The organism is Tateyamaria armeniaca (genome assembly GCF_045797845.1).
In the GTDB taxonomy this organism is placed as follows: domain Bacteria; phylum Pseudomonadota; class Alphaproteobacteria; order Rhodobacterales; family Rhodobacteraceae; genus Tateyamaria; species Tateyamaria armeniaca.
Genome location: NZ_JBHDIY010000002.1, coordinates 698,621 through 723,004 on the forward strand (window position 1 = coordinate 698,621; position 24,384 = coordinate 723,004).

21 protein-coding genes, 1 pseudogene and 1 other annotated feature are annotated in these 24,384 nt (G+C 58.6%); of the genes and pseudogenes, 11 read left to right on the forward strand and 11 right to left on the reverse strand.

Features of this window, described 5'->3' with window-relative positions:
• Positions 1 to 397: 397 nt before the first annotated feature.
• The 5 genes from ACERZ8_RS03485 to ACERZ8_RS03505 all read right to left on the reverse strand — a co-directional run bounded on the left by ACERZ8_RS03485 (position 398) and on the right by ACERZ8_RS03505 (position 5,411).
• Positions 398 to 2,611, reverse strand: coding sequence for a hypothetical protein (locus ACERZ8_RS03485; RefSeq protein WP_407590731.1), 2,214 nt, complete (start codon positions 2,609 to 2,611; stop codon positions 398 to 400).
• Complete coding sequence (locus ACERZ8_RS03490) at positions 2,608 to 3,492, reverse strand: hypothetical protein (protein ID WP_407590732.1); 885 nt, start codon at positions 3,490 to 3,492, stop codon at positions 2,608 to 2,610. Before ACERZ8_RS03490 ends, ACERZ8_RS03485 begins: the two co-directional genes overlap by 4 nt.
• Entirely contained in the window at positions 3,489 to 4,457 is a 969-nt protein-coding gene (locus ACERZ8_RS03495; protein ID WP_407590733.1) for a hypothetical protein, read from the reverse strand. Before ACERZ8_RS03495 ends, ACERZ8_RS03490 begins: the two co-directional genes overlap by 4 nt.
• Positions 4,458 to 4,611: 154 nt before the next feature.
• Positions 4,612 to 5,121: a GNAT family N-acetyltransferase gene (locus tag ACERZ8_RS03500; protein WP_407590734.1), complete on the reverse strand. Its 510-nt coding sequence runs from the start codon at positions 5,119 to 5,121 to the stop codon at positions 4,612 to 4,614.
• Positions 5,118 to 5,411, reverse strand: a complete 294-nt coding sequence (locus tag ACERZ8_RS03505; RefSeq protein WP_407590735.1) for a type II toxin-antitoxin system TacA family antitoxin — start codon at positions 5,409 to 5,411, stop codon at positions 5,118 to 5,120. The genes ACERZ8_RS03500 and ACERZ8_RS03505 overlap by 4 nt, the downstream gene beginning before the upstream one ends.
• Before the next feature lie 1,348 nt (positions 5,412 to 6,759).
• On the opposite strand from ACERZ8_RS03505, the gene ACERZ8_RS03510 reads away from it, so the two are divergent.
• The 11 genes from ACERZ8_RS03510 to ACERZ8_RS03560 all read left to right on the forward strand — a co-directional run bounded on the left by ACERZ8_RS03510 (position 6,760) and on the right by ACERZ8_RS03560 (position 19,625).
• Positions 6,760 to 6,945 (forward strand): hypothetical protein, encoded by a 186-nt coding sequence (locus ACERZ8_RS03510; RefSeq protein ID WP_407590736.1) that lies wholly within the window; start codon positions 6,760 to 6,762, stop codon positions 6,943 to 6,945.
• A 273-nt stretch (positions 6,946 to 7,218) separates the two neighbouring features.
• Entirely contained in the window at positions 7,219 to 7,674 is a 456-nt protein-coding gene (locus ACERZ8_RS03515; RefSeq protein WP_407590737.1) for a hypothetical protein, read from the forward strand.
• A gap of 2 nt (positions 7,675 to 7,676) precedes the next feature.
• Positions 7,677 to 7,982, forward strand: coding sequence for a hypothetical protein (locus tag ACERZ8_RS03520; protein WP_407590738.1), 306 nt, complete (start codon positions 7,677 to 7,679; stop codon positions 7,980 to 7,982).
• Positions 7,979 to 10,324: a hypothetical protein gene (locus tag ACERZ8_RS03525; protein ID WP_407590740.1), complete on the forward strand. Its 2,346-nt coding sequence runs from the start codon at positions 7,979 to 7,981 to the stop codon at positions 10,322 to 10,324. Before ACERZ8_RS03520 ends, ACERZ8_RS03525 begins: the two co-directional genes overlap by 4 nt.
• Positions 10,325 to 10,513: 189 nt before the next feature.
• The gene (locus tag ACERZ8_RS03530; RefSeq protein WP_407590742.1) at positions 10,514 to 10,798 is read left to right on the forward strand and encodes a hypothetical protein; all 285 of its coding nucleotides are present in this window, start codon (positions 10,514 to 10,516) and stop codon (positions 10,796 to 10,798) included.
• A gap of 269 nt (positions 10,799 to 11,067) precedes the next feature.
• Positions 11,068 to 12,504 carry a hypothetical protein gene (locus ACERZ8_RS03535; protein ID WP_407590744.1) on the forward strand — a complete coding sequence of 479 codons (1,437 nt, stop codon included), beginning with the start codon at positions 11,068 to 11,070 and terminating at the stop codon, positions 12,502 to 12,504.
• Between the two features lie 5 nt (positions 12,505 to 12,509).
• The gene (locus ACERZ8_RS03540) at positions 12,510 to 13,208 is read left to right on the forward strand and encodes an RNA polymerase sigma factor (RefSeq protein WP_407590745.1); all 699 of its coding nucleotides are present in this window, start codon (positions 12,510 to 12,512) and stop codon (positions 13,206 to 13,208) included.
• Position 13,209: 1 nt separating this feature from the next.
• Complete coding sequence (locus tag ACERZ8_RS03545) at positions 13,210 to 13,920, forward strand: hypothetical protein (protein ID WP_407590746.1); 711 nt, start codon at positions 13,210 to 13,212, stop codon at positions 13,918 to 13,920.
• A 13-nt stretch (positions 13,921 to 13,933) separates the two neighbouring features.
• Positions 13,934 to 17,902, forward strand: a complete 3,969-nt coding sequence (locus tag ACERZ8_RS03550) for a hypothetical protein (RefSeq protein WP_407590747.1) — start codon at positions 13,934 to 13,936, stop codon at positions 17,900 to 17,902.
• A 251-nt stretch (positions 17,903 to 18,153) separates the two neighbouring features.
• Positions 18,154 to 18,351, forward strand: coding sequence for a hypothetical protein (locus ACERZ8_RS03555; protein WP_407590748.1), 198 nt, complete (start codon positions 18,154 to 18,156; stop codon positions 18,349 to 18,351).
• Between the two features lie 45 nt (positions 18,352 to 18,396).
• A protein-coding gene (locus ACERZ8_RS03560) for an IS3 family transposase (protein ID WP_407590749.1) occupies positions 18,397 to 19,625 on the forward strand; the annotation gives its coding sequence in 2 pieces (ribosomal slippage) (positions 18,397 to 18,691 and positions 18,691 to 19,625; 1,230 coding nt in all).
• Positions 18,684 to 18,800: a sequence feature (AL1L pseudoknot), on the forward strand. It overlaps the preceding gene by 117 nt.
• 98 nt (positions 19,626 to 19,723) lie before the next feature.
• Here ACERZ8_RS03560 and ACERZ8_RS03565 read toward each other — a convergent pair.
• The 6 genes and pseudogenes from ACERZ8_RS03565 to trbK-alt form a co-directional block, all read right to left on the reverse strand.
• Entirely contained in the window at positions 19,724 to 19,972 is a 249-nt protein-coding gene (locus ACERZ8_RS03565; RefSeq protein ID WP_407590750.1) for a DUF2274 domain-containing protein, read from the reverse strand.
• 1 nt (position 19,973) lies between these two features.
• The gene (locus tag ACERZ8_RS03570) at positions 19,974 to 21,110 is read right to left on the reverse strand and encodes a TrbI/VirB10 family protein (RefSeq protein ID WP_407590751.1); all 1,137 of its coding nucleotides are present in this window, start codon (positions 21,108 to 21,110) and stop codon (positions 19,974 to 19,976) included.
• Positions 21,107 to 22,081 (reverse strand): P-type conjugative transfer protein TrbG, encoded by a 975-nt coding sequence (trbG, locus tag ACERZ8_RS03575; RefSeq protein ID WP_407590752.1) that lies wholly within the window; start codon positions 22,079 to 22,081, stop codon positions 21,107 to 21,109. The genes ACERZ8_RS03570 and trbG overlap by 4 nt, the downstream gene beginning before the upstream one ends.
• On the reverse strand, positions 22,078 to 22,767 hold the full coding sequence (trbF, locus tag ACERZ8_RS03580; protein ID WP_407590753.1) for a conjugal transfer protein TrbF: 690 nt from the start codon (positions 22,765 to 22,767) through the stop codon (positions 22,078 to 22,080). Before trbF ends, trbG begins: the two co-directional genes overlap by 4 nt.
• A pseudogene (gene trbL, locus ACERZ8_RS03585) lies at positions 22,764 to 24,112 on the reverse strand (P-type conjugative transfer protein TrbL). The gene trbF and the pseudogene trbL overlap by 4 nt, the downstream one beginning before the upstream one ends.
• 3 nt (positions 24,113 to 24,115) lie before the next feature.
• Entirely contained in the window at positions 24,116 to 24,382 is a 267-nt protein-coding gene (gene trbK-alt / locus ACERZ8_RS03590; protein WP_407590754.1) for a putative entry exclusion protein TrbK-alt, read from the reverse strand.
• Between the last annotated feature and the right edge of the window lie 2 nt (positions 24,383 to 24,384).

The window sequence follows — 24,384 nt, forward strand, 5'->3', positions numbered from 1 at the left end:
CATTACATACACGTGAAACCACAGAACGCCCCCAAATCATTCATAGGGGATATCCTAGACCATACATCTTACCCGCCAATCTTCTCTACTGCAGAAATTGCCTTCTAATTCCGCTCGCCAGAAAGCAATTTGAGCAAACCCTTATACACGGCCACATCGAGCGGCAATTGCAGCTCATTCTGTACCGAACGAAGGGCCTCATAGTCTGAACGTACAGCCGCTCTGTAAGCACGTGAAATCGAAGGTCCATCCGGCCAATCTTCATCAATCACTGGCGCTGGCAGTACATTCACAAGTCTATCAATCTCGTTCGAGTAATTGGGCCACATTTCCCTAAGCCTCGCCCCTGTCATTATGGCTGCATGAACATTTGATCGAAAGTGTAAACGTACCGAATTCAAAAATCTTCATAACCCTTCTTTCCGGTCTTCACAACAGAACTTGCAGCGCGAACCTCTGCCTCAGCCAACGAATCTTCGCAAGCTCTTAGTTCACTAACCACAATTGAAAACGACTTGAGACAATGTTTCGCCGGTTCAGAAAAAAACATAGGTTCCGCAAGGGCGCCGAAGGCAAACCACTCACAAAAAGAAACATGAATAGCGGCTCGTTCACTCCTGGCCCTCATTACACGAGATAACTGCCCACTTTCAGTGTGAACGTTGATCGCCTCAACGAGTATCGCGTCAGCTGACGACAACCAATCTTCCCAGGCGTTAGAGAACCCGACATCAACAGAAGGTTCGAAAGAGGAAATTCTAAAACGCTGAGCAACTGCAACAAGGTACTCGTATTCATAATGCTCATCTGGAGTTGCACCGGAATCATCTAAGTACTTTGTATTCTCCAAAGACGCAATTGCGGCTAGGTTGGAATAACGTGCGGCCTCAATCCATATTTCAAGCCTAAAAGCAATTAGAGCGGCGAGCGCAAATAGCTTGGCCGGCGCCTCAGTCAAAAATTGCAGTTCTTTATGAACAACATCAAGCCCAAGTTCTGCAAACCGATTGATCGCTAAATCTGCCTCCTCCGCATCGCCGGAAATTGAAGTCACAAACTTCAGTTGTACATGAACCGTTGCACGACGGGTACGCTGGTAGAGCCGATCACGATACTCGTCAAACAGACGAGTAACGGAGTCTGGTGTTGTTTGTAACGAAAAGTGTGCGCCAATCTCTCCTGCCGACGCGAGCTTCTTCTCAATTTCAATAAACAGCCGCTCACCACCGTTCTCTGAAGCCTGTTCAAAGCTTACACGCTCTTGCTTGAGACGTGCAGCAACAAGTTTTGGAAATGCCTCGAGCATAAGCTGCTCGATTGGCCGCAACTCATTGACCAACCGCTCGAGTTCAAAGACTTTTTCACGCAGCCAAACTATTTCTTGTGATTGTGGAAATGCTTCAACAACTTGTGCGATTGCCTCATCGATCTGCGCCTGGACGTCCAACACGAATGCATCGCGCGCGCGCAATCTCTCCTCATCCTCCGCCTCAACCAAAAGATGTAGGTTAATCGATACCAACAAAAACTCCAAAACTTGTTGAAGCTTTCGAAATGCATACTTCTGTGTCGATAAAGTGGCTTTTGCACTCACGGCGTTGAAGATTGGCGCATAATGGCTTATTGGCCGGACCAAATACTGTTCCTGCCGAGGGTTTTTCACATGTCTTGATCGATAGGCCTCCAGCAAAACTGTGTCTCCGGTCACCAAAAGAATTCTTACATCTTTGAATTTCCTTTGGCGCGCCGCCCAACTTATTAGCCCCAGAGCTTGACAGTCCGCCTTGAAACCTTCGCGGGTTTTGATATTCGAAGGATGACGGCTCATGACGTCAGCTAGTTGCGCACGCCAGGACTCGACCTCCTCATTGATCTCATTTCTTTCGTTTGCATCCGGCGCAAGACGTGATTCAAGCGTTCTAAAGCGGCCGGCTATTTCACGTGACCTGTATCGAAATAGTTGATTGGCAGGTTCAGCGACGTCGTCACTGGCAAGCAACCGACAAACCTCACGAGAGCGAAGCCCCGCAGCACGCTCGCTGAATTCTTTTCCCGATAGCCCAGCTAGTTCACTCAACCAAGGAGAACTATACGGAAGTTGATTTGCCCAAGCTTCAAAAGTTCTTCTATCACCTTTAGGATCAGCTTCGATCGCATCACTCAAATTGGACATGTTTTGGAGAACTGAATTTTTGAAGTCTTCATCACCACGCATACGCTCGACATTGTCTTTGATGTAGGATCGAAGGTGGTACTCCTGACCGTCAAGCTCCTTTTTATGACCCACAGTCATATGCCAAATGCAGTTTTTTTGCCCGGGCAATTCACCAGAAAAAAGATACTCCGCAGAAATCAAGCAAGCTTGAGAGTTTATGTCGAGATCGAACTCACGATTCGTGCGCCAAAGAGGAGTATGAAGGACCTCACAAAAATGTGGATTCTTATACGGCTCAAGAAACATTTGAACTATGTTTGTATCAAAAACATATATGACTTCGTGCCCCTGGGCCGAGTACCTGTCATCATCTTCATTTCTATCAATAGTGCAGCATAAATCGATGAGCTGGCCAAGTTGGGCAGTGAATCGCTTTAGATGTTGCTGCGTGCTCATTGCGGAGTTTCCGAACCGTCTGTATCTTCCGCATCTCCAAACTCCGGAAATGACATGTCCGTAAGGTTCTTAAGGCCACTGAGACGCTGTGCGGCTACCTTCTTGGCTGATGGTGACAGATTTAGTACCAAGACGTTGCCTGGATGGGATAGATGAAGCAGCACTCTTCGAAATTCCGCAATCTTCTCATCCTCACCTTCTATGGGACGGAGAGAAGTTCGAAGGTCTTCAACACCGAAGTTCGAACGAAGCGCTGCCGCAATTTCGCGAACGAACGTGTGCGAATGCGGCGGCTCAACCAACGCCGGCATTATCGTTGCAAGCCTATTAGGCAACATCTCCAAACCACCATTATCTTGGCGGGCAAGGAGCAAGGCAAGTTTTGCCAGCAACTGTGGTGTCGCAAGGTCTTCGCTCCACAAGAGCTCAATCAGACTGACCAGCTCCGTGTATTTGTAACGTAGCTTGGCAGCCTCGACAGCCACATATGCAAGTTCGGCGCGAGCATCGGGAGGCAAGTCTTGTGAGCGCGCGATCAAATTCCAACCTGCATCTGCAACGCCACGCCCGCCGAGGCGTGCGGAGATGCTTAGGAGAAGAACCGCGCCCTGCCAACCATCCAAAGCCGGAGACCAAGTTCGCAGAGCTTCTACCGCCGCAGCCCCGGCAACTCCCTTATTAGCCAAGTGTATGGTCCGTATCTGAGCCACCAAATCACCTGCTGGATTAACTGAATCAGGGTCAACAAGAAGAGGCGAAAACGCCCTAAACCTGACTGGGGTAGGTGCTTCAGCTGAATACAAAATCACCCCTTCCCGGAGCCAATTAATCCAGAGATCAACATCACCTTCGGCCAGTTCTTTTGCGGAAATCTCATTCATAACTCAATTACTTCGGCCAATTTGAGTAACAGTTCCGCCGCGCTCTTATCCTCAATACCTAAATCTCTGAGATAAGAACCGGCTCGGTCAACGGGTTTAGCGGTTAGCGGTCCTAAAGATGTACAACTGATAAACGCTCCAACATCCATGTTTGGCCGTACTATCTCCAAGGCTCCAGCGTATTCGCCCCTTTGTTCAGCAGCCGCTCTGGCCGCATCGTCAATTTCAAACGTCCGTCCGTAGGGATTGTCCTGGTTTCTCGGCCAAGCTCGGAAACGTCTGTGACCACGAGCCTCTATGGCCGTCGATCCAGTTGGCATCTGCGTATTCCTGTCATCCGGCCGATCAAAGAGCAGCTGTCCCACGGACTCGCGAGTTACAAACGCGAGAAGCTCGGTCGTTGGCTGAATGTGCGACAGCCCCAAAAGCGCGACCACGCGACGCGCAATACTTGCCTTCTGAGACGGCGAACAGAAAGTATCTTGGGCCTGTTCGATTAAATCTGCCACCTCGCCAAAATATGGCGTCAGCCAAAGCGGTCGATCAGCCCGCCCGACCCATCCGACGCACTCATTCTGGCGAAATGCCTCAGCTATCTCATCGCTTCCCGCACGCCTCGGCGGCGAAAGCAAAAAACGACCAAGCATTCCGTCTTCATTCGCCTGAATTGTGATGGCGTGATTATCCAAGTGCTCATTAAGAGGACCTGGCCGAAAGTAGTGATCTTGAAGCCCAAACACACTCATGGCTGTATCGAGCTCTAGCAGTAGAGATCTGAAATCACGAAATGATGTTCGGTTGAAGTTCTCGGCCATCTCGGCCAATCGACGCTTGACAGAATCAACTGAGACATGACCACGCTCGAGGCCAATCAGAAGATTTGCAAAACAAGCACGGACTTCGCGCTCCATTGGCGCATCCAACGAAACATCTCGCAGTTCATTTGCGATGACACGAAGCTTCAAACAGTTTACCCCCCGTTTCCATGCCCGAAAGTACAATGACAATTGGCTTGCTGAAAGAAAAATCTGGCTCCCTTCGACCTCGCTTTGTCAAGGATGAACCTATCAGGCAAATCCCAGACCCGAAAAAGCCAAAACTCGGTCTTTGGCATGCATGCTAAAGTGCATCCTTGATCGTCTCCACCGGGAGAATCAAGGAACGACCAGATGTCGGAGAGGGTATAAAGCCATACTGCTGATAATAGGGCACCGCGTCATCGTCGATGGCGTGAACAAGTAGCGCTCGAACCCCAATCGTCTTGGATACTTCCAGAGTCCGTAGCATTGCTTCACGCAGCATACCGCTACCAAGCCCCAAACCTGAGTGGTTCCGATCCACCGCAAGCCTTCCAAGAACGATCACAGGTATGAATTCCGGTGAATTGTGCCGTTTGCGTCGAGGCAGATCTCTGCGATCAATCCGACCGGTTGCTAGGGTATAATACGCTATCACTGAGTTGCCAGCATCCGCAATTACGTATGTACGTGATACGACACCTTCATTATCGAGGGCGTGGGTTTTCAGCCATGACGTCATCGCCTCGTTTCCGCAGTCAAACGCCTTCAAACTGTGGCGAGAACTGATTAGCTCCGGAGGCGTAAACAGTGGGTTGAGTAATTCACTCATTTCTCCCAAGGTGCCCTGCTAGCCATCAAGCGTCTCAATTTTTCTACAGACGCAGGAGGGTTCGAAAGGAGCTCATCTAATCTCTCAGTCTGCTCTTCATCAAGCTGAAAAGCACGGGCATCTAGAAGCGTGTCAACAGCAGCTCGTCGAGCACTATCGACCATGAACTCAGTTCGCGACTTGCGAGCGACTGCTGCCGCCGAGTCGATTAGACCGCGGTCGTCCATACTGATGCGCATCGAGAGCTTAGGGCCATCGCGTGACACATGGCTTTTTTTCTTTTCGGACATGGAGCTATACCTCAAGTTTTTAAGCCCTTTGTCAGCTCGTATGGACAATGTCAATACAAAATTGTCGAAGCGAACTTAGGGCATGGGGACTTGGCAACACCACGGCCGATGCAGTTCCCTTCAAGAGCGCGGGACCGTAAGCAAGCCCTGCTGACCTCCAACTGCGTCGACTCCTTTCGCGACGTCGAGGAGCTCAGTGCACGTGAACGCGTTTCGCCAAGCAACGCATGTTCCAAAGTTCTGCATATGCTGACCAGCGTGTGTTCGAGCTTCAACACCATTTCTAGCCGTCATGCTGGCTTCCTACGCCAATGCAAGTTCCTGGTCAGTCTTTGGGCCCACAACTCACGTACCTAAGTGAGTTAATACGCTGTGGAAAACCGCAAAGAACACGCCAGAAGACGAAACGACGCGATCGAAGCATGAACATGAGCTGCACACGACGCCTCGCAAATCACTGAAATAGAAGTTAAATCGCCACTATCCATCACGAGAACGACGGCGATTGGACGCTGCTCTACGTCGTCGCAATTGGTTGCGGGGTGATTTGAACCTACGGGGCTAAGCCATTGATATTGCGCGAACCGAATGAACGGCGATATCCTGCCGCTCGCCAAGGCACTGAAATTAATATGGTTTCTTTAGAGGTTTGGTTGCGGGGGCTCGCAACTCACGATTTCTGCGGCTGGTTGAGAGCGCGGTCCCGCGGCTTGTGGCGTAGAATTGGCAGCCGCGGCGCGAAAAGGTGCGGATGACGGGTTTTCAGCTTTGGCGCCAGCAGGGGAACCCGCCAATGCGCCCTCTACACATGATCCACACACATAAACGCCGATGACGCCTTGGGTTTCGGCCCGGTCTTCCAGTGTACTGAAGAATGATCCTTTGGAGCCAGCAAGTTCTGGAGGGAACAGGTCGGGGCTCGAATGTTTTCTGGCACCTAAGCCACTGAAGTAACTGGATCGGGCATTGATCTTTGCGGCCATCCGTTCCAGTCGCGACTGGCAGTTAATCTTGCGGAAGCAATCGAGGCAGCCCTTGGTGGAATAGGACGGAGCCCCCGATCTACTGCTTTGACATCCACCATGTGCTTGGCGAGATCAACAACCATGATGCTGCCCTCTCGCTTGCATGCCCTCCCTTCTGAAAACACGGGACACCTCGTGTCTGACGCAGAGTTCCGCAATCAGGGGAAAGGAACAGCAGCCCTTGGAAATGCACTCTCCCACCTGCAGGTCGGCACCGAGCCCGAGCACCCTGCGGGAAATGTATAGCCACCATTCGACTGTCACGGTGTGCCGCAATTCACGCTGTCGCGGCATACCACGTGAACATCGTATGGAGTAACATCTTGGCCAGCTTTTCGATCTTTTCGATCTATGTCGGCGCAGATGCGCACGGCTTCTTTGCCTACATCGCGCCCTTGGATGGCGGCTTGCACGTCCTCGCACGATCCTCCTGCCCCAGCCGTGCCCGTGAACTTGGCCGGCGAGAGCTTCGTCGCCTCGATCAGATCAACAACCGTCAAAGCGCGTGAGGTGACGCGCATCTCGGAAACACGACACCGTCAAACGTTCCGTTTCGCGCCCTCTTCGCCGAGGCTTGGCCGCGAACACTCAGCCGTTCTGCAGGCTGCCATGCCGAATTACTACTGCACCGAATAGCGCGCGCCACATGCCGCTTTGGACGGCCAACCGGTGCCACGACCTTCTCGAACGCCCCTTCAACGTGTTCACCAACCGCTCAGCCGCGGGAAAACACAGCCCTCTCTTCGACTGACTGGATGTGGAACTCCAGAACGGGGGTGAAGGTGGATAGCGCGAACTTCTTGTCGGCCTTTGACGAAGCCGTCGCCAAGGACGCCGGCGATTGGGTTTCTGAAGTATTTGAAATCGTTGATCCCTTTCTAGAGCACTTGTTCGGCGTCATCGACCCCATCACGGCGGTCGCATTTCTTGCCGGTGCCGTTGCGGCAATGACTGGCGCCCGGCTCGCCCTGCTTGGTGCAGTGATCCTGGTTCTGGCAGAGCTCGCAGTCGCGTCGGAGATTCTCGCGGGGGTTCCACCATGGTCGGCACCGGCGGCGATCGCGCTACTGCTCCTCGGCGCCGTGCAAGGCGTTCTGACGCTGGTCGTGGGCGAGCAGACGGCCGGTACCCTGCTGGCGGCAGCAATCGTCGGTACGATCTTCTTCATTCTGTGGCGGGGACCGGCTCGGGCACTTCGAATTCTTGGTGCGGTCGCACACCGGATGGCGAGGCGCTGATCATGGTCGATACGCCGCTCTTCGCATTCGATTACGGTCACGTTCTGGCTGGCGCTGCATCGGGCCTCGTCCTTTCAGTGCTCCTCCGCAATCCCGTCGTGGCCGCTCTGGTGGCTACTTCCCTTGCGGGCGGGCTCGTCTGGACCATCGCGATGGATCCATCGGGACCGACTGCGTTCTTCGAGTTCGCCGCCGAAAGGCTATCACAGCTCGCAACGCAGGGTTTCCTGACCGGAGCGCTTCTCGCGAAGGCCGCGGTCGGTCTTGTCGAAGGTCTTGGAAGAGCTGGTCGGAGGCGGCGTCGATGAACGCGCCCTTCCACAACAAGAAGCATCTCGGCAGCCAGTTGTCATACGATCAGATCAACCAGATCGTCGACCGTTTCCTTTCGGATGAAGCCCGCCGCGAAGCCACCTTCGATGCCTACCGAGAGTCCGATCTGGAGCGCTTTCTCTGTCGTTTGAACAGAAAGCGTCGTCGCGCATTTCTTCGGAGGCTGGTCCCGTCCGTCCCGGTTCCCAACCTTCTCCGTCGGCGATCGACATGGGGCAGGAAAAGCGAACCGGTCGATATTTCGCAAGGTCAAGGCACTGACCCGAGCATCCCGGTTCGGCAGGCGACGCGCTGGCACCCTAGATGGCAGAGGTCTCTCAGGTTTCTTGTATTCCTCGCGCTCCTGAAGGTGGCGGGATTCTACGCCGCCGAGCCCGTTCTCGGGCCCGTCGTCTCCACATTGCCCAGCGGCCTCGCGGCTCGCGCGGAAATCGCTCTTCGATGCGGTGATACTGTGATGTTCCGCGACGACACCGGGAGTTTCGTCGGGGCCATTCCCGTTGATCCCTCGGGCGCTTGTACGTCCGGCCATCTCACCTCCCCCTTCAACGACGCGACAGCGCTGCGCGTGGCAGAGGCAATTGCGGTTCTCGAGGGTAGATGGGCGCGGTCGCCGCTGACACTGTTCGGACAGGATCTGGTTGGCCTCGTCCGAGGTGCGGCTTTCGAAATCGAGCGCTCGATCAGAGGCCTCGACCGCCAGGAGGTGCTGAACCGCTGGTTGGCAGGTGAACGACCGACCTTTCTCCAGCCACGTGGCAGCGGCCCCGTCCTGTCCGCTTTTGAAGCATTGGTCGGGCAGCCCGGACGCGTCGACGAACCGCTCGACAAAGCACGCAACGTCGGTGCCGCCATGGTGTTCGTGGCGAGAACCATGGGCATGGACGAGAACGCGCGCGCGCATTTCCTCGCCGAACGCATGACGGTGATCCATGGCGAGGGTCGTCCACTGGCCGGCGCACTGGCGGCTGAACTGCTGTTCGGCGGTCCACCCGGAAACCTGGGCGAGGTGTGCCTCTTTGCGGCGGCATCCACATTTCACTTCTATCAGGATCTTCCCGTCTTCGGCGCACACGTCGATCGACGGTACGAACGTGCCCGTGCTCGGGCACGGGTCTGCGCAACGAGGCTCGCCAGAAACGACGAGGAACGCCTGCTTGCCTACGAGGTCATCGAAGCGTTCCGAAACCCGTCGTCGATGCTTTCCGTTCTGCCCGGCGGCTCCGCAACTACTGTGCGTGACGCTCTCGGCGCGGCCGGGATCACTGAACCGCTGTCTGACGCGCTGTTGCCACTCGACGTGGAAGCGCAGACCGCAGCCCAAGAGACTGTGCGCGATGTTCTTAACCAGCTGTCGTACCGGCTCGCTCCCGGCGTTTGCTTTGCCGGAAATTGCGATGTGCAGGCGGATTACCTCGTGGCGGTCGCCGAAATCGACGACGAGGCCCTTCCCCTGCGCGTGGCCTTCACCAACCGTCATCGATCTCTTCTCGGGCCCTTCGCTGACGCAGACGCGTCGCAACCTGTTGCTCTGGCACCAGCGTTCGGGCTCGGAAGCCAGCACAAGGCGATGCTCGCGCTGATCTCGGCGCGCCATGGCGAGACCCGGCTCTGCAACAGGATTTACGGCACCATCACGAACACGTCCGGTCCGGCACCGGTTGAGGACTGCACCACCCGCTCTCCTTCGGGATGGGTCGACGTTCGCGAGGCCTTGGGAAGATCGATGAATCTCCCCTGGGTCGACGTCGCGCGCCGTCATGCTCTCGAGATGAGCGTCCTGGAGACCAATCTCGGGTTCCTCGGGGACCCGGCCGGACCGGGAGGTGCGGCCCTCGGTGTCGGTCGCCGGGCGCCTCCCGAACGCTTCATGGCGCTGTTCGCCGCCGTAGTTCGAGCTGCTGACGGCTCCCGCCCCGCAACCGACGGCCTGATGGTGCTTGACGGCTATCCAGCTCGATCGGTGGATCTTGAAGCCGTCGGTTACGAAGCAGATGTCGTTCGTGAAACTGCTGCGCTGTTCTCGGCCCCGTTTGAAGAATACGGTACGCTCCGGCATCTCCCCGACCAATTGCGTCCTCTCGGATGCACCCCGACGCTTGGGAAGACCGGCACCACCGAGATCGCCGGTGGCGGCCTCGCGCGCTCCCGCACGGCGACAGTTGTCGTGTCATGTGGCGACCGGCAGTTCGTCGTGTTTGCGAGCATCGAAAGCTCGATCGCGCAGCAAACGGTCGGTGCCATCACCGCACGAGAACTTGGTGAACTGATCGCTGCCGCCTTGTCGGGACTTGGCGGTCAACGCCGGGAACCGTGACCGCGAATGGCGGCACGAGCGGTTGGTCGGACCGTCTCATGTATTTCGCCCTGACCATGATGCGTGATTCCCAGACCGGCCAAGTCTACTTGCCGTACTTCCGCGGGAAAACGCGCACTGTCCTTCGACTGATCCCTTGAATGCCGCCGAAACGGTCTTGGCGGCCTTTTAGCGGAGGAGGACGACAACATGGAAACGGTGACCCTGACGGCTCACGCCGAAACACGCGCCAACCAGAGAGGCATCCGCCGGGAGACGATGGCGATCCTTCTTGACTACGGCGTCGCCAAGATCCGCGGCGGCGCGGAGGTCATCTACATGGATCAGGCGGCGCGCCGGAAGGCCCGCGAAGACCTCGGCGACAAGGTCTATGCCCGCATCGAACGTGCACTCGATGCGTACCTCGTCGTTGCGGAAGATGGCCGCGTGATGACCTGCGCGCACCGCCGCAAGCCGCTTCGGTTCAGGAACTGATCGTAATGCAGCCCGAGACATCCTGCCTTGGTCAGGAACGCGAGCGGCCCATCCCAAAGGGCGGCGTTCAAAGCGAATATCGCGCTCACGGAGAAAATCTCTGCGGCTCGCGGGAAAAACAGCGTCGCGCTTCGACTGATTGATAGAAGCCAGTCTCGGTTTCCTGGTCGCCTGGCGGTGGCCCTTCCGTCCGCCCCGGTTTCGGGGCGGGCGGCGCACCAGACAAAGACGACAGATGTGCCCGCGAGGGACTGGAACCAAGGCTGATCATGAGCAAGATCAAGAAATTCACCGTGCTGCTCAACGGCGTTTCGGCCGCGCTAACAGGTGCCGGGTTCTACACGTTGCTGGAGCCGTGGGCGGAGCGGCTCATCCCGCACGATTATGGCTGGATGGCGGCCGCCGGGCTTGCTGGGCTGGGAAGTGTGGTCGTCCAGGGCCTTCTGCACGAGGCCTGGTGGCGGGCTGGTTCCGAGGGAGTTCTTCGTGCTCCGTTCAACCTGTTCGTCGGCGTGACGATGAGCGGCCTGAGTTGGCTAGGGGGCGCAGGGGGCGCAATGCTCGTCTCCAGCTATAGCGACCTGGTCTACGGCCAGCAGCAGCGGGAGGTCGCGGGCACAGTCGTTCCCGTGCGCGCCTTTGCGAGCGACTTCGCCGAATTGCGCGCGGATCTACTCGGCCTTTCAGATGAAGCCGCGCAACTTGCGGCGACGGAAATGCGTCAGGGCGGCACCTGCACCAATGATGCCAACCCCAGCAGCAACTGCGGCCCGCGCTGCCGCATGCGGCAGCGCCACGCGCGTGAACTCGCCGAGATCGACTCGATTGCCGCTGGGCTCGAGTCCCGCGCGCGCGACATCTCCATCGCGATGTCTACCGCCGCAGACATTGTGGCTCAGCGCGATATTTATGCTGAAGCTGTGCGCCTCCAGGCGAACACCGAACAGCGACGGATGGCGGACCGGCTGCGCTCTTTGGCCGAGGAGTTTGGCAGAGAACTGATCGACGTTCACCCCGAGACGGGCGTGGAACAGGCGTTTGTCTGCGAAGACCAGGAATTCGCCGCGCGTCTGGCCGCCCTTGCGACAAGGTCTGCAGAACGGGTCGATCTTCCTTCCACCGCGCCACGCGAACAGCAGGTCGATCTTTCGGACGCCCTCGGCTGCGTGGTCGCCCGTGTCGGTGAGTTGGCCTGGGGCGCGCAGCCCTGTCTCGGCAGGATCAGCGACGGACCACTGAAAGCGGCTTTTGTGCTCGAGTTCGTTATTGTTATCCTGCTTCTCGGAGAGGCTGCTCGCCAGCGTCGTCTTGGGCGTATTCCGACCATGGCGCAGCGGTTCTTCAAGGAGGGGGCGACCGAGAACTTGACCGATCGTGACGTTGAAAATGCCCATTGGTTGATCCGGGCCGCCAGCCTCTACATCGTCGAGGCCGGACGACGTGGCAAGTTCATCGCCGTGCCGAACGACGGCGCACCAGACGCGCGTGCGGATGCCATGCGCTTCGTACGGTTTCTTGGTGAAAGCCGCCCCGTGCTATTCCGTGTCCCGCTTGCTGACCTCGACCGCGGCTGGACGCTCGCCCGCGGACTGGCCTTCGAGGATGCGACCGAGTTTGACCTGTATCGTTGGCCGAATGAGGCGGACGCGATTTTGCGACAATCCGAAAGGTGCACTCGTTGGCGGACTGCCAGGCCCGCAGCGTAGCTGACATGCTACTCTCTGATAAACTAGGAGACGGACAACTGGAAAATCGAATGGAAAGACGGGAAGGCCTCAGCTCGTTTTATGGTGAGTATGTCCGTTCTGTGTGGAAGGCACACGGTCGAGAACTGTTGAAACTTGCCTTGAGCGGATCTGTAATCAAAGAGCGGGGAGCGCTGGTCCCTCCGTTAAGCGACGCTGAAGCAAAAGTCTGTGTTCAGGAAGTATTCTCGTACTTTCTGACCGGTATTGAACAGCGAAAGCAAAATGTCATGGACGTCATCGAAGAGTACCCGCCAGAGAGCGAGACCCTTCGACATATGCTTATACCGTTTGTTCAGTATCGAGCGATCGACATCAAGAGAAAGAAAACGAAACGAGCTACGGTTGAACGCGAGATCTCGTCCGATGTAGAGATCGTAAGTGCTCTTCACCAACCCCCAATTAGCCCAGAAGATTCGCTTATTCAGCGAGAGAATTCGCCAGTCTCTCGTCTGACCGATTTTCTTCATCAGGCGGCGTCGGCCGGGGAACTAAATGATCAACAAAAGAGAGCGTTTCAGCTTCTCATACAAGAGACAGCTGGCGAGATATCAGAGCATGCGGCAGCCTTGGAATTAGGTGTGTCAATCAAGAGATATAAGAACCTCAAGAGCGAAGCGAAAGGAAAGCTTAGAAGCTTTGCCAATAGCAGGAAAGGCAAGTAGCATGTCCAATGAAAACAAGAAAAATAGAGCGCAGGATAAATCCTTGACAAAAGGAGTTGATCTTGAACTGAACTTTCTTTTGGCTGAAGTGGAAGGTCGACTTCGTGAACCCAGCGATGAGCTTGTTCGAGATACGTTTGCCTCCATTGAGTCCCAGATCCAAGAATTCGAGTCCAGGCAGACTGATTTGCCGGCCAACACCAGTTATGCAGACCCACTTGCTGTTGCTCGGAAAATAAAGAGTTGGATTGACGTAAAAATCGATACGGCTGCCGCTTGGTTCCCTGATCCCGGAGAGGCAAGTGCAATCGGAGGTATGGCTCATGTAAAACGACGCCGTGCCGAGGGCGCATTGAAAGCGCCCTATGAATGGCAGCGCGTGGGCGGGGTGCCGTCCGTTCTTTCGGATGTTTGTAGTTTCGAACTTTGGGAACGTGGGCGCGAGAGAGAGGTCCGCATCGTTCCAGGTAGCGCCCTCGGCAACGTCGTCGTGCATCAGGTGCTGATGCCGGCATTGGTCTCGAGCCGGGATCCGGCCGCCTTTCCGGTCGTGGTAAAGAGCGAGGAAGGGCAGGACCCGCGTCTCGTCGTGGAAGGCCTGAAATCCTCGCGACTGAAGAACCTGAAAGAGGCCATCGAGGAGGCCCAGGCAGCAGGCGACGAGGACGAGGTTGCGCGTCTTCTGCCGCGCCTCGGGCTTGAAGCCAAGTAACGAGGATCCACAAATGCAGACCGCTTCATGTTCCAAGCCGTTGAACCTGGCGCATCACTGGATGCTCGATCAGCGTCGGGTTTTCTGCGCCGGATTCCTGTCCGGTGTCGGAACCGACGAAAGGCAGGAACTGCGTGTCAACGGAGCTGCAGCTTTCCTTGCCGAGATGCGGGACGACGAGTTTGCGACGGCCTCAGACTCCCTGCTCGGACTTCTCGGTGACATGCACGAAGACGTCTACGCTCCCGACCCTGACGACACACATATCAAGGTCTCGGTCGAGAGACAGCATCAGCTCGCCCGAAAGGAGCTTGACCGGCGCCAGGGCAAGGCCGGTGGGCGCGAGCGAAGCGTTCTACTTGATCACGCTGCATGGCTTCTCCAGGACGACCGATTGAACCTCGAGAATGTCCTGAAATGGTTGAAATGGAACAGTCCGTCCCTCACCAAAGAAGTCGTATTCCTGCTGAGGCAGCTTTCCGGCGCATCGGCGGATGAAACAACCCAACTGGAGCGTTGGCTGCTGCAGGCACGAGGTAGCCATTACGGACAGTACCAGCGGCTGCGGGCAGTCGATAACATCCACGGATGGGTGCTGACCCGGCTGGCCGAATTTACAGCGGGGGAAACGGGACGCAGAGCAGACGAAAGAACCCTGATTGCTCCTTGGTGGACGAGGCTTTGTAACACTTGGAGAAATGCTCACTTTTTCTGGCCTCTATTCTTCTGCGGGCCCGACGACCTATTGAACGAACAGAATCCTGAGGCTGATCTATTCTATGGGATGAGCCTGCCCGTTGCTCTCACACTGTCTCCGAATGCCGACAGCAAGGTCCGCTTTGAACCAGAACCCGACCGCCTTGAATTGGCAGCTGAGTGGCGCGCCGCTTTCGATATTGGACTTAGGGCAGGCAAAGCAATGTGGAGATCCCAGAACAGCCGGCTCCGCCTCCATGCGGCCAGTTCTGTTGCAGACAAGGAACGGTCCGACCTCATCGTCGACATGAGTATGGCCGAGGAAATCGTTTCGGTCCTTGGGTTCACCGATGAGGCGCGCTACCAAATCGGCGGTCGGAGCGCCGAAGCTTACTGGGCGCAAGCGTGTCTCAGCCTTCTACTCGATGCCGGTATGGCGCCGGCTGGCGTAGCCACGGGCTGCATCGAAGAGGTGCAGGGGGCGCTGCGCGTCATGCCTGTCGGGGGCCTCGAACAGAAGCTCTACTATGCGAACGGTTTTGGGTTCTCTCGGGTAATTGTGCCAGGACAGGAGCGCGCTCTGATTGAGGCCGAGACTGCGCAAGAGCAAAACGAAGTATCCGAGACCGAAGCGGCATCACCCTATGCCGACGCGATCGCGGCCTATCTTAGGTTCCGTTCAAGAATCGAAGAACGGAACATGGACTTGAGGGTGGAGGTGAATTTCTGCCCGGATGCGAGGACGTCGGCGGACGCGCTACAGTCGAAAGGCTGGCGGCGCGCAAGTTTTTTCCGTCTTCCCGAAACCCAACGCGAATTCGGAGAGCATCTCCGTCGCCTTCACCTGTCCGACGCAGAGCCACGGAAGCTCACTGCCTTCGAGCGTCGAGCCGCGAAAGATGACCCATGGCGCCCCGAGGAGACCGAGGCCCTCGAAGTACTGGACGCGTTCTTGTTGGGGGACCAACCCCGTGCCGTGCGACACATCAGCCGCAACGAATTCGATCTTCTTCTTGGCAAGATCGCTGGTGGCACCAAGAACGCCAGCACGGGCAATGCCATTCCGCAAAATGCCGAGGCGGCAATTGGAAAATGGCTAGCATGGCAAGATCACAAGACAAGGCGCGGGCCGATGACACAAGCCGAACGCAGACGAAGTGGTCTTGGAGTTCTCGCTCTGAAATCCCAAGTCGGAGATTACGAGTACCGTTTGTGGGCGACGATCGCCGAGCAACTCGACGCAACATCCGACTGGTTTACGAATTTCCGCTGGGCAGACAAAGAGCGGGCGGCAGAGCGGTTGGCTGGTCTGCTTGGAAACACTCATGTCGACAAAAGAATTTCGCGCACGGCGCCGCCGGACCTTGTCATAATCTTCGATGAAGCTTGTTTCACTGGTCCGCGCCCTACGGTTGTGCCGTTTGAATCCGACTTTAGCGCAGACTGGCGGCCGATACTCGATCCAAGATGGCGGGATACGGACACGCCCTTCCCTCTCGAAGAGCATCTGCACGCCAGTTCTGACGGTCTCGTTGGGATCAGAAACAGCCTCTGGCCTGAAGACGATCGCCGTAGAACCAGGATTCTAATTATCCAGGGGCCATCGGCTGACCTTCAAGACCAGAAACGGCAACGAAACTATGTTCCTAAAAAGTTCGAGGATGTTCTAGCCCGCCTTTCCATTTTTCGCTTCGGTTTCAGCGTGCACGCAGCTTACGCCATTCTGAACCATGGCGTTGAAGAGGTGACAAACTTCACACGAGTTCGAAGGATTCTCTCAGAAATGCGTGCCCGAAATTTCCTTCAATATTCTCGCGGGACGTATTTCATTAATCCGCACTTTCGTGCTGCGAGCAGGACTTCTACTTACCAACTCGAAGCCACTTACCACATGCAGGCGGCATTCGCATTGTGTCCGCTACTTAGACCCTCAAAGAGGTTCGTGTCTGAGAACCGGGACAAGAGCCTCAACGTTGAGAATGTTCAGGAAGCGATCTGGCACCTAAAACAAGCCGTACGACTTCTGCCGCCAAAAGACCGCACATACAGGCAAGATGCCATTGCCGCGCAAAAATCTCTTTCTTTAATCCCGCGAATACCAGACTGGGACACATTCAACGAAATGCACCGCCGTGGGCGGGCTCTACTGGCTGATGCCTATGCCTTGGGGAGCGAGCTCTTTTCTGCGGAAAAGCATGTGGCTGCTTTGGATGGTCACACCTTTCAAACGCTTGGTCATCGTCCAGGCAAGATGCTCGACGTTATCGGAGCTTATGGGGCTGACCTTAGGAAGAGGCTGGCATCAAATGAATTTGATCCAAGTGAGCAAGACGAAGTGGGCCGGATCCTTAGCGATCTGACAAGAGAGTGCCAAGAGCTGTTTCAGGAATATGCCTGCAATCCAGAGTTGCCAAAACGCGTCGCGCGTAGAACGGCCACTCAGTACGAACAAGCCGCCGTATCGCTTGGCACTTGGGTTGCCGACGAGGCAAACGAGATCATTCAGAGGTGCCTCGACGAAATAGGCCAAGCCTCGTACCTGGCCTGCTCTGAGGAGGAGTTCCTTGACACCTACCTGATCCACCCATGGTGGAAGTGGAAGATCTATTCCGAGGACGACCGGGTGCATCGGCGAGAGTTGTGCCGTCTTGCTGCGCGTAGTGAACTAATGAAGCAGGTCCACACAGACTGGGATCAGAAGTTCGAGGAGCCCTGGACGATCTTCTTTCAGGACCTCCCGGACCGAGGCTGCGATCTCGAACTTTCGGAGATGCTGGCGTTGTGGTGGGAGGCCCGTGGATCAGATCTGGTTAGGCGCGCCGCTTACCGCGATGTCGTTCTGGGGCTGCGGGGCCAAAGAGGAACGATCTTCGAGAACTATTTAGGAGTTCTGCAAAGAGGAGGTACGAGGCTTTTGGGTCGCGTCTCTCGTTCGCAACTAAGCGAGGAGGAAGAAAAACAAGCGCTCGCCTACTTATCTGCAGTGAATCTTTCAGATCCAGTTCTCGCCTTCGACCTCATTTCTAAGTGGAATGACGCTGAGATAAACAACAGCGGCCTTCCGTTAAGCTTCCAAGACTGGGTCGGAAGCTCTCAGGCTCGTGGCGAGTTCGTCGGTTCGGTCGTTGCGAACAAGGGTAGTTGGGCAGCGATGTTCCAATCAACTCCGAAATCCGAGCATGGGCCTCGAAAAAAGGCTTGGTATATCGCAAAGCGATTTTACCAACCAGCAAAACTGCCTGCCGTCAACCCATTGCTACTCAACACAAAAAGAGGAAGAAACTGATAGCCGGTTGTGTCCGTCGGAAAGATGCAGCGTCGATGCTTTCAGTACAGCGGTTAAGATCGATCAGGAGGCCGTGCCGCTCCGCACGTCCTTTCTCGGCCCGCGCCAGAGTTTCCTGAAGGTCTAGCACCAAGACGAAACAGTCGAGCCCGCCAACAGCACGGTCGGCGAGGGGCTTGCGCGCGGGAAATCCTATCGCCCTTCTCGACTGAACGGGTGAGCCCATTGCCGCAACCGACAGGACGGTCCCCATGTCCGACGAAGATCACGTGCCTGCGCCTGCAGTTTTGAACAGCCTCGCGCTGTGCGAACTGAGCGAGTATGCCGGGTGCGCACACCACATGTCGTTCGATCTCGCGATGAGACGAGCGATGGTCGATGCCCTCGCAAAAGCGGCGCAAAATGCGGCTGGCAGATCCTTCGCGCCGACCACTGGTTCAGTACTGTGAACCGCCCCTTGTTTGCCGGAGACCCAGAAGTAAGGATACTGGGTCATGGGAAAGACGAAGAACGGAGCACGTTATCCAGAGGAATTGCGCGCCAGAGCGGTGCGGATGGTTTTGGATCACGAGAGCGAATATGCGAGCAGATCGGCAGCAATCTTGTCGATTTCGCAGAAGGTTGGATGCAGCAGGGACATTCTGCGCATTTGGGTCAAGCAGCATGAGACGGATGCCGGCAAGCGTGATGGTCTGACGACGACCGAACGGGATCGCATCAAAGAACTGGAACGCGAGAACCGGCAGCTGCGTCAGGCCAATGAGATCCTCAAAAAGGCTTCTGCATATTTTGCTCAGGCGGAGCTCGACCGCCCATTCCGCAAATGATCGCCTTCATCAAGGATCAGCGAAGTGTCCATGGGGTCGAGCCTATCTGCCGGGTTCTGCAGATTGCCCCTTCGACGTTCTATGAGAACCTTGCCATCGAACGTGACCCCAGCCGTGTCTCGGATCGGGCCAAGCGAGACGCTTATCTGCGCAAGGAGATGGCCGACGTTTGGACAAAGAACAGGTCTGTCTATGGGGCACGCAAACTGTGGCATGCGATGAAACGCGACAAGATCGATGTCGCCCGCTGCACCGTCGAGCGATTGATGCGCCAGCTTGGCATTCAAGGCGTTCGGCGCGGTAAGAAGATCAAAACAACCCAAGGGCAGCCTGCGGATCAATGCCCGCTGGATAAGGTCAATCGCCAGTTCCGGGCCTCACAGCCCAATGAGCTATGGGTGTCAGACTTTACATTCGTGTCCACCTGGCGCGGCTTTGTCTACGTTGCGTTTGTCATCGACACCTTTGCTAACCGGATCGTTGGCTGGAAAGCATCGACAACACAGGACACGCAGTTTGTATTGGACGCTCTTGAACAGGCGATCCATGCGCGCAAGCCTGCTGAGAACCTGATCCATAACTCTGATCGCGGCAGCCAGTACGTGTCGATCAAATACACAGAGCGTCTCGCAGACGCGGGGTTGGAACCCTCCGTCGGCAGCGTCGGTGACAGTTATGATAATGCACTGGCCGAAACGATAATCGGCCTGTTCAAAACCGAAGTCATCAATCGACTGGGGCCGTGGAAATCCAAGGATCAGGTCGAATGGGAAACCTTGCAATGGGTCGATTGGTTCAACTACGAGCGTCTGCTCGAACCGCTCGGCTACATCACGCCAGTCGAAGCGGAGGAGAAATACGAACAAGCCTTGAAGTCAGACAAAATCGCGGCTTGAAATACGAACTCAACAGTCTCCGGCAAAACCGGGGCGGTTCACGCATCCACTCCGTCCGGGTTAGCCACCTCTGTACTACTGGGAACTGGAGCCGTGGATCATGGTCCTTGTTTCGCCACCTCGCGTTTCGGAAGCGCTCGTCGCCCCTTGGCGAAGCCACGATCCGTCGCGACAAATCGCTCGAGCATGGGAACAATCAGCTTTGCCGGTTCGATCGGCCCCTGTCCTCCTTCCCGTCCTAGGATTTCACCATAGGCGATCAGGTCACGGTGTAGCTGCGCAGGCAATTCCACGGTCAGCTTCACAGGCTTGTAATCCGGGATCGGACCGAGTTTCAGCTTGGTCATGTCAGCCTCCGGATGGCGCGAAGACGAGATCGCGCGTGACGATCACACGGACGGGGAAGCCCGGGCGAATTGTGAGGGTTGGCGGAACCTCCAGCTGGCGTTGAACGATGCGCTGCCCGGCCTCGTTGATCGTGTCGAGGGCTCCGTCCCGGAGGGCACGAGCGAGGCGGTCTTCCTCGTCGAGGGACAACTCCGCGCCAACGGCGAGCAGGGTCGAAAGCCCCGCCGCGCGCAGGATGCTGGCCCAGTGATTGTCGACGCGGTCCTCGAGACCCGCATAACCCGCGGCATCGGCACCGGGCTGGCGTTCGAGCACGAGGGACCGTCCATCGGGGAAAATCAGCCGGGTCCAGACCAGGAGCACACGACGCTGGCCGACGGTGATGCTGTCGTCATAGGCCCCGATCAGGCGGGTGCCCTGCGGGATCAGGAGCAGGCTGCCGGTGGGGCTGTCATAGACGTTCTGGGTGACCTGCGCCGTGATCTGACCTGGCAGATCGGAGCGGATGCCGGTGATCAGCGCGGCCGGGATGACGGAGCCGGCCTGCAGGAGCCAGGGCGAGGCCGAAGGTTGCACGCGGTCGGGGGCGACCGTGCGGCGGTCGATCGGCCCGGTCAGGAAGGCATGGCGCGGATCGGTTTCCGGGCGGGCCACCATCCCGCCCCCGGGTGCCGCAGGCGGCATTTGGAACCCCGGAGACGCGGGCGCCCCGGACCGTGTCTGGAAGAACAGGTCGCTGACACGGGCGGCCTCTAGTTCGGCAAGCCGCTGCTGCTCCGCCGGGTCCATGGTCGGGGGCGCGAGGCTTGGAGCCGCAATGGGCTGGCCGCGTTGCTGCGCGTCGAGGATGCCGCCGCCGAGGTCGCCCGGCAGGGGCGGACCGAGCCGGGGAATGGCATCATAGCTACCGGGCAGATCGCGAAGGCCATCGGCGGGCTGGCGTCGGTCGGTGGTGATCAATTCCTCCGGCGCGGCCGTCCGGTCCGGGCGTTGTAGGCCATAGATCAGCGCCGCACCGATGCCGAGACCCGCGGCGACGCCGAGCCCGACAATCACCTTGCGGGAAATCCGCGTGACGCGCGGCGGATCGGCGCGCAGGCGCATCGCGGCAGCGGTGTCGGTCGATGTTTCGCTCATGTCCCCTGCTCCGGATTGTGCCGCACCACCGTTGCCTCGGTTTGGGGCTCGATCCTCAGGATACGGACCACCTCCTGCCGGGGTCCGCGGCCAAGGCGCAGTTCCGCCGCACCAAAGAGTCGGTCGACGATAAGCACATTGCCGTGGATGCGGGAGTTGACGATCTCCAGCTCGCCATCGGCCCCGAGAACGAAGAGCGGTGGCATCTCGCCCTGGGCAATGCCGCGCGGAAAGACGACATAGACCCGGCGCCCGTCATCGAAGACCGAGACCGGCCGCCAGGGCGGGTTGTCGCCTTGCAGCCCGTAGCGGTGGTTGCGCGCATGCGCGGGCGGGATACGCGGCGTGGCCGGCGCGACGCGGGGTGTCTCGGGCGCGCGCGGATAGGCCCAGGAGATGGCCGGCATCCAGGTCTCTTCGCTGGCGTTGAGCTCGATCAGGTAGGTCCGCCGGTCAGTCGAGATCACGAGGTTCGTGCGGATATCGGGCCGCGTGGGTTTCACGAGGACGAGGACGCGGGTGTCCCGGCCCGCGCCGCTTTCGGTGTCGCCGATGATCCAGCGCGCCGTGTCGCCCGCCGCGATCGGGCCGGTGCCCGACAGCCGTTCGCCGGGTTCGAGCGCGATGGTCGTGATCTGACCCGGGGCGGCATAGACCTGATAGAGCGCGCCCTCCGACCAGGGATAAATTTGGATCGCGTTGAAATACCCCGCCTGCCGCGGTTCGACGCGGGCGGCTTGATTGGCATTGCCGACCTGCGCGACGGGTGTGGCGGCGGCCTCGCCGCCCCGGCTCGGGGTCGAGGCCGGCGGGACATGGAGCGGGCGCGTGCGGTCGTCGGGTCCTGTAGCAGGCGGTGACGGCAAGGGTGGGACCGCGTCGTCATAGGCGAATGCCGGCGGGCGGTCGCTGGCGCAGCTGGCAAGGAGCGTGAAGGCCAAGAGGATGCTGGGTAGGATCGGTCGGGTCATTGGCTCATCTCCCGCGACCAATTGATCGCATTCACGTAGATTCCGAGAGGATTGGCGCGCAGGCGGTCCGCCGTGCGCGGCGGCTCGATCACGATGGTCAGGATCGCGGTCCAGCGTTCGGTGCGCGCGAGCTGGCCGTTCTCGTAGTGCCGTTCGGCCCAGGCCACCCGGAAACTGTCGGGCGAGGCACGGATGACGCTCGAGACCTCGACCGAGACCTGATCCTCGCCGACCCGCGTGAAGAGGTCGTTGGCGCGGGCATGATCGTTCAGCGCCAGCGCGCCACGATCGGTGGTGAACTCATACGCCCGCAGCCAGTTCTGCCGCACGATGATCGGATCGGCTGGCAGGCCCCGGACCTCCTCGATGAAGCGGGCGAGATGCCAGGCGATCTGCGGATCGCTCGGGCGATACCCCGCGCTGGCCGCCTCGACAGCGCGGGCCTCGCCGTGGCGGTCGATCTCGACGACGTAAGGCACGACGGTGCCGCGCGCCGATTGCCAGACCAACGCCGTTGCGAAGCCACCCGCGAGGACCAGGCAGCCGAAGGCCATGAGGCGCCAGTTCTTCGCCTGCACCCGGGCGGAGCCGATGCGCTCGTCCCAGACCTGGGCGGTCTTCTGGTAAGGGGTCTCGGGGTCCGGGGTCTTGCCGTAATGCGCGGCGGCGCGTTTGAAGAGGTTCATGGGCGGTCGCTTTCGGACAGGGAAACGGAGGCGCCGGAACCGGGACTGTCCCCGGCACGCAACGCATGGGTGGCGGCGGAAACGCCATGGCTCATGGCCTGGCTGCGGCGCATCGAGCGCGCCCAGGCCGGTGGACTGCCTGCCGAGGCGGTCATGGCGGTCGACGCACCTGCCACGCTGCCGAGCGAGGAGGTGCCGCCGGTGGCGGCGAAGCCCGCGCGCGCGCCTCCGGCGTGGCTTGACTTGACCGCTTCGGAAGCCGAGGCGGCGGCCCGGCGCAGGGGCGATGCAGCCGCGGATCCCGCGGCTCTTGCTACGCCGCCGAGACCAGAGGCCACACCGGCGGCCCCAGTCTGACCCATGGATCCGAGGCTGTAGGCTGTGGACGCAGCCCCGGTGGCGGCAGCAGCTCCGCGCGTGGCAGCGGCCCCGCCAGAGGCGAGTGCGCCAGTACCTCGAGCCGCGAGCATGGCCCCGCCACCCGCCGCGACCGCGGCGCCGCCCACGGCAAGCCCGGTGCCGACGGCGGCCCCCGCGCCCAGTTGCGGCCCGCCGGAGACGAGGCCCGTGGCGATGCCGGGCCCGAAGATGCCGAGACCGAGGAGCGAGAGCGCGGCCAGCACGATCGCCATGGCCTCGTCGATGGTGGGCGTCACGCCCCCGAAGCCGGCGGTGAACTGGCCGAAGAGCGTCGAGCCGATGCCGATGATCACCGCCAGCACCAGCACCTTGATGCCGGAGGAAACGACATTGCCGAGCACCCGCTCGGCCATGAAGGCGGTCTTGCCGAAGAGACCGAAGGGGATGAGGACGAACCCCGCGAGGGTCGTGAGCTTGAACTCGATCAGCGTCACGAAAAGCTGCACGGCGAGCAGGAAGAAGGCCAGAAGCACGAGCGTCCAGGCGAAGAGCAGGCAGGCGATCTGGATGAAGTTCTCGAAGAAGGCGACGAAGCCCATGAGATCGGCGGTGGATTCCAGAAGCGGTCGCCCGGCATCGAGACCGGTCTGCGCCACGCGGCCCGGGCGCAGGAGATCGGCGGGCGAGAAGCCGGTGCCGGAGGCCAAGAGACCCAGCCCCGCGAAACTGTCGAAGACGATGGCCGCAAGGCTGTTCCAGTTGGAGATGAGCCAGGCGAAGACGCCGACGAAGAGGGTCTTTTTCACGAGGCGGGCGATGATGTCGTCATCCGCACCCCAGGCCCAGAAGAGCGCCGCCAGCGTCACGTCGATCACGATGAGCGTGCTGGCGATGAAGGTGACCTCGCCCCCAAAAGCCCGAAGCCGCTGTCGATATAGGAGGTGAAGACCCCGAGGAAGGTGTCGATGACGCCGGTGCCGCCCATGGCTCACTCTTCCCCGGCCCGGTCGCGCCCGAGGAAGCGGTCGCGGGTTTCGGCCCAGATGGCGAGGCAGTCGGGATCGGAGGCCGCGGCCTCGCCCAATTCCTGGCAACGCCGCTGTTCGGCGCGCAAGGGATCGGCCTCCGGAACAGGCAAAGCCGCCGGACGCACCGTCTGCCCCACCTCGTCCCGGCCCATCTCCACCAGTGCCGCGGTGATCGCGATGGCGACGAAGACGATGGCGGCGATGCGCGCGAGGACCGATCCCTCCATGG